General features: G+C 38.1%; 8 protein-coding genes. 4 read left to right on the top strand and 4 right to left on the bottom strand.

The genetic code is table 11. The features are described from left to right. Positions 1-9 precede the first annotated feature (9 nt). Genes IR083_RS16065 through IR083_RS16055 form a run of 3 tightly spaced genes read right to left on the bottom strand, consistent with a single transcriptional unit; the run spans position 10 to position 6,292 of the window. Positions 10-1,413: a DUF4960 domain-containing protein gene (locus tag IR083_RS16065; RefSeq protein WP_194225092.1), complete on the bottom strand. Its 1,404-nt coding sequence runs from the start codon at positions 1,411-1,413 to the stop codon at positions 10-12. A 27-nt stretch (positions 1,414-1,440) separates the two neighbouring features. Then, the gene (locus IR083_RS16060; RefSeq protein WP_194225091.1) at positions 1,441-3,174 is read right to left on the bottom strand and encodes a RagB/SusD family nutrient uptake outer membrane protein; all 1,734 of its coding nucleotides are present in this window, start codon (positions 3,172-3,174) and stop codon (positions 1,441-1,443) included. Between the two features lie 19 nt (positions 3,175-3,193). Continuing rightward, positions 3,194-6,292 carry a SusC/RagA family TonB-linked outer membrane protein gene (locus tag IR083_RS16055; protein WP_242052453.1) on the bottom strand — a complete coding sequence of 1,033 codons (3,099 nt, stop codon included), beginning with the start codon at positions 6,290-6,292 and terminating at the stop codon, positions 3,194-3,196. A gap of 498 nt (positions 6,293-6,790) precedes the next feature. Between IR083_RS16055 and IR083_RS16050 the strand changes: the two genes are divergently transcribed. Both IR083_RS16050 and IR083_RS16045 read left to right on the top strand, forming a co-directional pair. After that, positions 6,791-8,803, top strand: coding sequence for an AAA family ATPase (locus IR083_RS16050; RefSeq protein ID WP_194225089.1), 2,013 nt, complete (start codon positions 6,791-6,793; stop codon positions 8,801-8,803). A 280-nt stretch (positions 8,804-9,083) separates the two neighbouring features. Then, the gene (locus IR083_RS16045; protein WP_194225088.1) at positions 9,084-10,394 is read left to right on the top strand and encodes a tyrosine-type recombinase/integrase; all 1,311 of its coding nucleotides are present in this window, start codon (positions 9,084-9,086) and stop codon (positions 10,392-10,394) included. 103 nt (positions 10,395-10,497) lie between these two features. Here IR083_RS16045 and IR083_RS16040 read toward each other — a convergent pair whose 3' ends face one another. After that, the gene (locus IR083_RS16040; protein WP_194225087.1) at positions 10,498-10,887 is read right to left on the bottom strand and encodes a hypothetical protein; all 390 of its coding nucleotides are present in this window, start codon (positions 10,885-10,887) and stop codon (positions 10,498-10,500) included. A 346-nt stretch (positions 10,888-11,233) separates the two neighbouring features. Here IR083_RS16040 and IR083_RS16035 point away from each other — a divergent pair, with 346 nt between their 5' ends. After that, complete coding sequence (locus IR083_RS16035; protein WP_194225086.1) at positions 11,234-11,434, top strand: helix-turn-helix transcriptional regulator; 201 nt, start codon at positions 11,234-11,236, stop codon at positions 11,432-11,434. Next, complete coding sequence (locus tag IR083_RS16030) at positions 11,431-12,489, top strand: DUF3987 domain-containing protein (RefSeq protein ID WP_194225085.1); 1,059 nt, start codon at positions 11,431-11,433, stop codon at positions 12,487-12,489. Before IR083_RS16035 ends, IR083_RS16030 begins: the two co-directional genes overlap by 4 nt. Positions 12,490-12,714: the final 225 nt, after the last annotated feature.

The following is a 12,714-nucleotide window of genomic DNA, read 5'->3' as shown; positions in this document are numbered from 1 at the left end:
TTATGTTTTTTATTTACTCATTAAATAGTTGATTGCATTCTCTGTCATCCGGGCTACGTTTCCATGGTATTTATCCGCTGAAACATCTACACCAAAAGCATACCAGTCATAACATCCCGAACCGATACAGACAATACCTCCCCTGGTATCTGCCGGTAAGTATTCCCATGCTACGACAGCACCATCGCCACCATAACCTAAATCAACGCCTCCCGTTTTTTGTCTCCATATTTCATTGTCCGCATAGCCTCCCCAGTCAGAACCTATATGCCATTGTGCTGTACTATTCGTAATTCTATATCCGGTATCGCAGGTATATACATTGCTTGTTTCACCGTTCACCATCACCAGATTCTGATAAAGCGGATGGTTTTCATGGCCTTTCATCGAGAAACTCCATGGGCCACCGGTGATTTCCCCTGTTTCTTCGGACTGTCCCCAGCAGTTGTTAGGATTATTGCCATCCAGGGTCGCACCTATTTTTGCAGCATAGAAAGTTGCATAGCGGGTAAGTAACAAGTTCATTCCATTATTATAGAGTTCTCTCATCTTAACCAAAGCGTTGACCGCTGCAGGAGCTGCTGCATCAAATTTGGTCATTGAATCAATTCCTCCATCAATATGCAGATGCCACCACATGATCTTACATTCGCTCAAGTCTACTCTTCCGGCCTGTACATCTTCAAAAGAGACATATTGTGAATTTGCAATGTTATTGAGCATCCAGGTAGCTGCCTCTTTCTCTTCAGCATTCAGCAGATCCATCGATGCAGCTAAACCGACATATACAGCACTTGGTGCATCCGTAGGGATGACTGTTACGGTATAGACTGCTGATGCTGTATTATATGTCACTGTAAAATCGACAGGATTGGTAAAATCAGCAGCCAGTCCCGATGCCGGTGTTACAACAGCACCATCAGAAGTAGTTATTACCGGAACTAAATTCTTTACATCAACCGAGCCAGGAACACGTACTGTTATGTTACGTTTTACCTGGTCGATAACTCCGGCATATATATCATTCAATTTGAATGTAAGAATTTTGGCTTCATCATGCTTAATATTCACGGTATAGTCCATAAAAACATCGCCATTGGTAATTTTTATGACCTGAGGAAAAGAGAAATTCAGAACATCGCCAGCCTTTACAGACGCTTTTGCTCCATCGGAGAACTCGATAGCAGTAACAGTCATGGCATCTGTATCATATACTTCAGGCACTCCTACTGTTATCGTTTTTGCAGTACGGTCTATTACTCCCGGATAATTGTCATCCAGAGTAAAAGAGGAAATCCATGTATCTCCATCCAATTGGAGATCAGATTTATTGTCATCATTACATCCTGAAGCAACAAACATGATTGCACTGCCCAGAATAAGCAAGCTTATTTTATTTATTATCGTTTTCATATATTAGCGATTATAAAAAGATTATTATTACCATCCACCTATGTTCTGAGTATATTTTCCATTACTGGCACTCATTTGAGCAAATGGGACAGGCAGATATTCATTTTTATTCTTTGTAAATGAAGCGCTGGAATAGATAGTACAATCATTAGCCTCTTGCGCAAAAAACTTGTTCAATACCTCCGCGGCTTCTCCCCATCTAACTAAATCGAAGAAACGCTCTGATTCGAGAGCCATCTCCACGCGGCGTTCGAACTTCAATAAATTAAGAGCTTCCTGTTGTGAATAAGTTCCCGTATAAGTCTGAATATTGAAACGAACACCATATTCCATTTCATAATCTGAGATCATCGCAGTACTCTGTTTTGCCCGGCTGCGCACCTGATTTATCAGACTGATAGCTTCATTTACACGGCCATCGTTTAGCTGGATCAAAGCTTCGGCACGCATCAATAATACATCAGCATAGCGCAACACAATACGATTCATCGGCGAACCCCACCATGAACCCTTAATCAAATAATCGCCATCAGGATCAACATTATGTTTCAATGTTACATAGTAGCCATAAAGCCCATTACTACGGCTCCATGTGGTGGACTCATCCATCATATAATTTTTATTGAACTCGTAAGGAAATCCCGGCATACCCACAGTCAGGAATAAACGAGGGTCAGCATAATCGGAATTAGGATCATAGTCCTTATTGTTGAATGAATCGAAGAAAGGATAGCCGTTATTATCTGTTCTGAATGCATTTACCAGGTTCTGGCTCGGTTTATAAAAGTCACAGCCACCGTCAGTTACTCCCGGAATATTGGGAACAATCAAGCCATAAGACCAATTACAATTACCATTGTTAGTACCGTCATTCATTGAATATTGCATTGCCCATAGGGATTCCGGTCCATTTTCGTATTGGGGTTCGGGACGGAAATTGTTGTGGAAGTCCGGCTCTAACGCATAGCCTCCTGCCGACATAATACTGCTTTCTGTGTATTTCACGACCTGCAACAGATCTTCTGTTTTGATGCTTGTCACTTCGTGACTTTTAGCATTGTCCTGATGATATGCCTTATATAAATAGGCCTTTGCCAAATATGCAGCTGCCGCAGCTTTAGTAGGACGTCCCTTATCAGATTGTTTGACAGGAAGGTTATCATAGGCAAATTGAAAATCATCAGCAATCTGCTGCCAACCTTCATCATTTGTATAAGCTGTATTAGACAGATAGTTATATTCTTCCGGCGACAAACCGGCATCGTTAGCAAATACGATATTTTTGTATAGGCGTTTCAGTAAGAAATGACCATGTCCTCTCAGAAAACGCATTTCAGCAATACGTTGCTGTTTCAGTGAATAAACGCTCCCATCAACTTGCTCCAGCAACTGTAAAGATGTATTGACACGCGATATGCAATTGTAGAGGCGTTGCCACATATCGCTGATATTCCAGGCTGTAGTCATGATTCCCTGCGAAACATCCAATGCATGAAATACATCTCCGTCTTCCGTCCCGTTACCACCCTTATAGGCATCGTCGGAACGTACATCATAGTTCCACATAGAGAAGGAAGAATTAATATCTTCGGCGGTAATCCATACCGCATAAGCTGATATAACCAGATTATCAATATACGCGGGGTCCTTAAGTTGTTCATCACTGATAGTTCCCTGAGGCACCTGGTCCTCCAGGAAACCGGAGCAACCGCTGTACATAAGTGAAAGTCCTAGAATTGCTGTATATATTATTTTTTTCATAAGAGACTGATTTATTTTATTAAAAACCGACATTAAACCCAAAAGTCAAATTCATCGGAATAGGATAACCATAGTTTGCATTTTCAGGGTCTACACCTGTAAAAGTCTTACTTTTAATAGTCAATGCATTCTGTGCACTAAAGTAGAAACGAAGACGACTCATTTTCAATTTCTTAGCAAAGTCTTCAGGAACATTATAACCGAGTTGTATATTGCGGAGCTTCAAGAAAGAGCCATTCTCTACAAAATAAGTAGAGACGCGTTTTTCATTATTTAAATCACTGCGTGACAGTGCAGGAATATCCGAATTGGGGTTAGTTGGGGACCAGGCGTCAAGTACACGGTCTCCTTTATTCAAGAAACCGATATTAAGGCCGCTCCACAGATCAGTTTCTTTCTTCAAATCACTAATTACATCTACGCCTTGTACCCCTTGCCAGAACATAGTAAAATCAAAGTTCTTATACTCCAGATAGATATTAAGTCCATAGCTGAACAACGGAGTAGGGTCGTAAATCCATTGTTGATCTCTTTCATCAATCACACCATTATTGTCCAAATCGCGCCAGCGTATACGACCTAAACCAGCACCTTCCTGTGTTGCATGATTATCAATTTCTTCCTGAGATTTGAAAATACCATCGGCTACATAGCCTACCTGCGAACCATTAGCATGTCCAATCACACTCCGAACACCATTACCTCCAAAAGTTCCATTTGCTGCAACAGTAGCCGGCAATGCTGTAATTTCATTCCGGTAAGAAGATATATTTGCATTTAAATCGTACTTCAAACCAAAAGAAGTTTTATTACGATAGCCCAGATTGAACTCGAAGCCGTTATTTTTCATTTCGCCGGCATTAATCCATTGAGTACTGCCTTCTCCCATTGCAGCAATACCTGCCATCTGCACCAAAATATCCGTGGTCTTCTTATAGAACATATCGAATGATCCGTATAAACTTTGTTTAAGAACCGAAAAGTCAAGCCCGAGATTGGTTTGGGTCGTTGTTTCCCATTTTATGTCATCATTGCCTATTTGGTTACGCTTGAACCCTGACTGGAGAATACTTCCTCCATTGGTTCCGGCAATATCATAGGACGTTCCATAACTTTGTCCTCCCGATTCTGTTACACCATAATTAGGGACATAGATAGTATAGCGGGCAATGTTGGATATTTCCTGATTACCTGTCTGCCCCCATGAACCACGGATTTTCAAGTCATCGATCCAAGTGAGGTCTTTCATAAAGTTTTCACTGCTCATACGCCAACCCAACGAAAAAGAAGGGAAAGTTGCGTAACGGTTGTTTTTCCCGAAGCGGGAAGAGCCATCATGGCGTAGAGTCAAAGAAGCCAGATACTTATCATCATAAGTATAATTCAACTTTCCAAAGAATGAAACCAAAGAGAAACCTTCTCCCGAACCGTAAGCCTGTGCCGTACCCGAACCTGCATTTGGCCACATATAATCGGGATTTAAAATAGAAAAATCTTCTTTATAGCCAGAGAAATAGCTATCATCTTCACGGTTAAGTTCCGTACCCACCATCGCATCACCTCTATGTTTGCCTACTTCTATATTATAAGTGGCAATAGCATTCCACATCCATTTAGTCCAGTGTTCTTGTTTGGCTTCCACGGCATTCTTGTTGTTGGCAACATTTCCTTCTGTGATCGGATAAGTAAAGATGCGTTGTGATTTCTGAGAATAATCTAATCCGAATGTAGAACGCAGATTAAATCCCTTGAATGGGTTCAGATTTACATAAGCATCACCAAACATACGCCAGTATGTATAACGGTTATCTGAATTACGGTCTAATCTTGCAACCGGATTTTCACGGTCAGGGTAACCTCCTACCGGACCTGCATATTTTCCATTGATATCATAAACAGGAAGAGAAGGGTTAAACTGTAATACATTCTGTAAGAATCCTCCCGGAGCCTGTACTTCCGAAGTGCGGTTCAATGTGAAATGTTCTCCAACAGTTAACATTTTACCGATCAGGTTATATTCGGTATTCATACGAGCCGAAAAGCGTTCAAAATCAGTATCATTTATGATACCTAAATTCTTATAGTAACCCAAAGAAAAGAAAGAACTTCCTTTTTCCGAGCCATTGCTTACTGACACATTGTACTGCTGGATGAGGCCGGTACGGGTAGTTTCATCAAACCAATCTGTATCTGCTGCCGGAACTGTGTTGCCGGAATCAAGATACTTAGACATACTGATACTGTTTAGCTGCGGATAACCGTTTGTATCGTATCCCCAATTGTATTTATAACCCAAAGCATTGGTATTAGGATCCTGTCCTTCGTTTACATAAGCCTGCCACATAGCGCGTCCATATCCTTCGGCATTCAGCACTTTCATCTTATTGGTATACATGGAAGCAGCAACAGAAGCATCAAAATTAATCTTCAACTGCCCGTTTTTGCCTTTCTTAGTTGTAATGATAATAACACCATTTGCAGCACGAGACCCATAGATAGAAGCAGAAGCCCCATCTTTCAAAACCTGAATAGACTCAATGTCATTACCATTCAATTCGTGCATTCCCGATTTAGTAGGTACACCATCTATGATATAAAGAGGGTCGTTGTTGTTCAATGTTCCTATACCCCGGATACGGATGGTAGTATTACCGCTCGGATTACCATCAGCTGTAATATTCATTCCCGGAACCCGTCCTTGCAAAGCCTTCATCGGGTTATTCTCATTCTGCTTTGCAATTTCATCCATGCTGACTACAGAGATAGCACCAGTCAGATCGGCTTTACGCTGAGTGGTATATCCCGTTACAACTACTTCTTTTAACATTTCCTGGTCTTCTTCCAAAACAATATTCAGTATAGCCTCCGCCTTTACCTGAACGGCTTTAAATCCGACATAAGAAATAAGAAGTTCTGTCCCATCCTCAACTGATAGTGTAAAGTTTCCTTCAGTATCGGTAATAGTTCCATTTGTTTTTTTATTAGTATCCAGTACTGTAGCACCAATAATTGGTTCTCCATCAGTTTTGGAAACCACTTTTCCTTGTACTGTCAGGGTTTGTGCCTGAACAATCGTGCACATTAAAAGGAAGAGTGCACATAGAAGTGATTTTTTCATGCCTTCCATTCTTAGATTCTGTTATATTAATGTTTCAAATAGTTAAGTTTGATCGACGTCTATTAAGAAGATTATTATTAGTCTGTGACGTTAACACTCCTTCTGTCTCTGATCTCAGGTATAAATAGTCCCACTGTATGAGAAAAGGAACATTAAAAAGATTTTTCTTATTTTTTTCATCATGGTATGAATTTAGAAAATTGGTTATTTTTTACTATTACAAATTAATCTGCATACAAAGAACTTTTTATTAAACCATTAGGGCTATAAAAAAATGGTCAAAAGCTATCAAAAATGTTGCTTTTCATTGTAAAGCAATGGCATACTTACAAATAAAACACTCATTATCAAATGAATGAGTATACATTAATATGTGACTAACAATTGATAAACAAGGAGATTAAATTTAATATTGCAATTATGTATAATTGTGCGATATTAATAATCAGCCAATCTTAGTCCTATTTTGTACTTTATGTATATTTTTGTTGTATTATTATGACAGCATCAATAGATACATCCAATAAAGAATTTAAGAATACTCTCGACCTGATTGAACGAAGCAACCAGTCAGTGTTTCTTACAGGCAGGGCTGGTACAGGAAAATCCACTTTTTTGAGGCATCTCTGTCAGACAACAAGAAAAAAATATGTTGTGCTTGCTCCAACAGGTATAGCAGCTATAAATGCAGAAGGATCGACACTACATTCCTTTTTCAAATTACCTTTCAGGCCGATGGCTCCCGATGATGCCGACTTAAGCCTGATTAATGGTCGTATCTTCGAATTCTTCAAATACCGGAAAGAACATAGAAAGATTATTCAGGAAGTAGAACTTATAATCATTGATGAAATATCAATGGTAAGAGCTGATACGGTAGACTGTATTGACAGGATACTACGTGTTTATTCAAATAATATGCGTACTCCCTTTGGAGGTAAACAGCTCGTCTTCGTTGGAGATGTGTTTCAGCTCGAACCAGTTGTTACCCCCGATACAAGAGAGATAATCAGCAAATTTTACCACAATGCTTTTTTCTTTTCAGCTAATGTATTCCGTGAGATAAATCTTGTTCCCATCGAGTTTACTAAAATCTATCGCCAGACAGACGAAAAGTTTATTACTATTCTGAATAATATCAGAAATGGAAAATCGAACAATAATGACCTCACTTTGCTCAATAGTCGGGTAAACCCAGGTTTTAATCCCCGGGAAGAGGATATGTATATAACTTTGGCTACCAAACGCGACAATGTCGACTATATTAATGAAAAAAAGATGGGCGAACTCAATACTCCTGAGTTTATAAGTTATGGTATAAAAGAAGGAGATTTCCCTGAATCATCACTTCCTACCGCTCAGGAATTAGTACTCAAGGAGCATGCACAGGTTATGTTTATCCGTAACGATATGCAATGGCCCCGTCGTTGGGTGAATGGTACTATCGGTATTATATCGGGGATAGATGAAGAAGGGCATGTATATGTCCTCAAAGACGATGGCTTTGAAGTAGAAGTGGAACTGGAAACATGGCGAAATTACAGATACAGGTATAATGAGAAGGAAAAGAAGATAGAAGAAGAGATCATAGGAACTTATACACAACTGCCTCTGAAGGCGGCATGGGCGATCACTATTCATAAAAGCCAAGGCCTTACTTTTAATAATGTGATTGTGGATTTTAGCGGGGGGGTATTTGCCGGAGGACAAGCTTATGTTGCTTTAAGTCGTTGTACTTCATTGGAAGGCCTTATACTTAAAAAGAATATAAATAAGACAGATATATTTATACGTCCTGAAATTGTAGAATTCAGTAAGCAATTCAACAATCAGCAGTTAATAAATAAAGCCCTGAAAGAATCAGATGCCAATTATCTTTACAAAGAAGCAATAGAGCAATTTGATAAGGGAAATTTTGATGATTTCCTAAATCACTTCTTTAAAGCCATCCATGCCCGTTATGATATTGAGAAACCATTACAGCAAAGATATATAAGAAAAAAACTGAGCATTATAAATAAACTTAAAACAAAAAACAGGGAGTTACAAGACAGGATATATAATCAGGCTGAGACTTTAAAGAAATTGGCGCAAGAATATTACCAGATGGGTAATGAATGTATTGTCGCATACAAAGATTACCGTGCAGGACTGGCAAACTTTAATAAAGCACTAGACTTAGACCCTACTTATCTTGACGCATGGATTAGAAAAGGTGTTACCTATTATGATCAGGAGGATTATTATGAATCCATGAAGTGTTTCAACAGAGCTGTAGAATTAAGTCCATCATCTTTCAAGGCATTATACAACAGAGGAAAAAACAGGCTTAAGGTAGATGAACCGGAGTTAGCCCTTACCGACCTGATAAAAGCCTGCCAACAGAAGCCCCGCCATGCTTCCTGTCACGATTATTTAGCTGAAGCCTATGCAGCTATTGGTAATTTTGAATTATCAGATAAACATTACCAGATTGCGCAACAACTAAGAGAAAGTAAAAACAAGGATTAATAGTGTGTGACACACCAATAAATGTTTAACCTATGTTTACCCAACTAAAATTGCAAAATGCTGTAATTTATCCAATTACAGCGTTTTACAATTTTGTTTCAGTGGTGCCACCAGCACCACAACTTTATAATACTATATAGTGCAATGTATTTTATAAATCCTTTACAAGAGACAATTATAGCTATTATAGAATTCTATATAGTGCAAATATATGCATTTTTACGTACACATATACGTACACACTGAAATATTTGATTATCTTTGATAAAAATTACCTATTATGGCGTCAGTTAGTTTTTACACGAGGTCTATAATCAAAAAGGATTCTGATATAGTAATAAGCGTTCTTGTTCGGGACACAAACACCCTGATAAGATTAAGTACTGGGATATCTATCCCGTCCGATTTATGGGATAACAAAAAGGGTGCGATTAAAAACTATTATCATCATAGTAGTGATGTTGTGTCTCGCATGGATATTGCCAAGAAACAAACAGAATCAATAAGGGATAAAATAGAATTATTTATAGCTAAAAACCCCGACATAAAAACATCAGATGTTAAGGATATAGTAAAAGATACGTTTCAGGACAAAATGGCAAATACTATTCCTTTTCGCATGAATGAGTATATACCGTTTGTTATAGAGCAGATGAAAACGGGAGAACGAAAACTCCCATCAGGCGGGAATTATGCAAAAGGCACTATTAAATCATGGGGCGTATTCTGGAAGAATTGGCAGCGATTTCAAGATGAATATATAGAGCGCAATATATCATTCGGGGATGTATCTGTATCAATATATAACAAGTTGATAGATTATTTTAACGAACAAGATTTCACAGCCGACACTCAAAGAAAGCATATAACAACACTTAAAGCCATAATGAACTACGCTTATATGGACAAGCTGCATACGAATAGAGATTATACATTACCTCACTTCTCAAAGCAGATAAAGACAGCAGAAGGAGTGAGAGTATATTTAACGGATACAGAAATAGAGTCTATATTTAATCTGGAATTAACGGACGAGATGTTAGATAAAGTGCGAGATCTGTTCTTAATAGGCTGTTATACAGCTCAAAGAGTATCAGACTATGCAACTATAACAAAAGATAAGATAGTAGACCTAAAGAACGGATACAAGGCGTTTTCAGCATATCAGACAAAGACGAAACATAAAGTAACCGTACCATTTCTAAACGGCAATGCAGTAAATATATTAAATAAATGGAAATTCAACCTTCCAAGCATGGGAGGCATCGAAAGTACAGCAACGCTAATAAATAGACATATAAAGACTATTTGCCGAATGGCTGGCATAATTGAGCCGTTTACAACCGAAACTATGAGGGGAGGTAAGATAATAGTAGAAACAAAAGACAAATGTGCCTGTGTATCGTCTCACACCGCTAGACGATCTGCAATAACAAACTTTTTTAAGAATGGCTTATTAGATGTATCAGATTTAATGTTCTTATCTGGACACAAGACCGAAAAAGCCTTTAACGGATATATCTGCTTGTCCGATAGTGAAAGGGCTGAAAGGATAGCCGAGAAGTTAGGCAAAACAAACAACAATCTTTGAATATGTAATACCCTAATTGTCAATATTATACCCCTATACCCACCCCTGATGCGTTCGTGGTGGTGTCTCTGAGCTGTTTGAAAAATATTTTTTCTGAAGAATTCTACTTAATAGACATATCTTCGAGTTCCTTTATATTTTTTTGCTGCTGTTTTATGATAAGCTTTAAATCCGCAATTGTTTTTTTGCTGTCCTCTAATTCTTGTATTAATTTATCGAAGTCTATAAATGATTCATAACTATATATAACTTTTCCTCCATCCTGATATATCTCGTTTTCCGGCGTTGCCTTTCCTGTAATTAGACATTTTATATCAAAGTATGGATAATGTTCTATTATCTTTCGCAATTTATCAAAAGATAATCCGTTTCTTATAGAGCTAAAATACCCAGAAGAAACACCTATCTTACTACAAAAATCAGATTGTTTAATTGGATACCCATACCCGTTATATATCTTGAGCATTTTTCTTAATCTATCTTTCACCTCCATAACTGACTTTTTTTGTAAAATATAGCACTGCTGCGTTTTTATCGGCAAATATAAATTTTATTACTGATATTTGACCTATGGTTTGTATGAAATATAGTGCAGTTTGTAGAATTAAAAACTTTGCGTATATTTATTATACTGTCGTTTAAGGGTAAATGACAAACGGTTGCACACTCGCCAAAGTTCACAACCGTTCCAACCAAACAAATAACCTGCCTATATGGCTGAGGCTATATGTAACTGCAAATATAATGATTATAAGGCGCATCTGGCAATTATAACCGTTAATATTTACGAAGCATATAGATACCCTACTTTGCTATGCAGGCACATCCGTGTTTAATAAATGGATAAACAAACCAAATTCTTAACAGTCGATGAGGCTGCAAGTAAGTACCGTGTAGACAGATCAACACTATTTCGTTGGAGGCAAAACGGTAAAATCTCATCAATCAAAATCAGCCGTAAAAAAGTGCTATTCAACGAACAGACATTAGCGAACGAACTAGAAGTATTAACAGGAAAACCACAAACACAAACAGCATGACAGAAAAAACAGCGAGCCACGCCGATGAGGGCGCAGCTCAAAAAGGAAAACCAGAGGGAGATATATCATTGATTAACAGTAGTAAAGATAGTGAATTTGCCGATAATATGCAAATAGAAATATCTATACCAGAAGGCACAACAATAGACACAACGGTTAAATTTCCCTTAGATGGTGCAAACTCAGATATAAGGCAGATAGCCGAAACAATTTCTAATGTATATCAATGTCCAGCAGAATTTGTTTTTATGCCAATGATTAACGCATTGTCTATAATTGCAGGTAATAAAATTAGGCTTTACGATGGCAAATATACTAATACCCCTATGCACTGGATAGGCATACTTGCGCCGTCAGGAAGCAACAAGAGCAAGCCTGTAATATTTGCAATGCGTCCGATAGAAGATATAAACAAACAAAATTATGCCTCTTTTCAATCGGAGTTGCAAGAATGGGAGGAGAGCGAAGATAAAGGACAAAAGCCAATATTTAAACAGATATTACTTTCTAATACAACACCAGAAGCAAGGGATAAGGCTTTAGGCTTTAATAAAAACGGAATCTGTTTATATCCGAAAGAATTAGCAGCAAAAATTCAGGCGGTGGGTAGATATAGTAATGGTAATTCCTCTGAACTTACCGACGAGTTAGTTTTGTGGGACGGTGATGATATACCTATTAATAGATCCGGTGACGATCCCAAATTATTAACAGACCCTTTTCAATCTATTGTAGGAACTATTCAGCCCTCTATATTGGTAAAGAATTTCGGAAAAGATCATATTATTGATAGCGGATATATCCAGCGTTGGTTATGGATATACCCCGAAAATATAGACTATCCTGATTATATTGAGTCTAAAGTACCCGACAATATCAAGGAATGCTGGACTTCTGCTGTAAATGCCCTATATGACAAAGTAAATAGTTCTGATTTTGAAGATATTATTGTGGAGTTAAAAGGTGATGCAAAGCAGCTTTATATTGACTATTTCAATGAAATACAGTCAAAAAAGAGAGACAGAAAATCCGATTATGAAACCCCCATGACGTAAAAAAGACGCCAAAGATAATGTAAAAGTTAGCAAAGGCCCTTAGCTTTGGTTATAACCAACTAAAGATTAAGACTATGGAACAGATTACATTTACCCAGGTCGTATCCAGGGGATGCGGCATAGACGTACACAAGAAAGTAGTAGTAGCCACCGTGGATGGCGAAGGCATAAAGAAAACCACACGAGAGTTCTCTACTTTCACGAGTTCTTTGACAGAATTGAGAG

Source organism: Dysgonomonas sp. GY75 (genome assembly GCF_015234155.1).
Taxonomy (GTDB): Bacteria; Bacteroidota; Bacteroidia; order Bacteroidales; family Dysgonomonadaceae; genus Dysgonomonas; species Dysgonomonas gadei.
The sequence above is the reverse complement of the archived record's forward strand: the minus strand, read 5'-3'. Positions and strand labels throughout refer to the sequence as shown.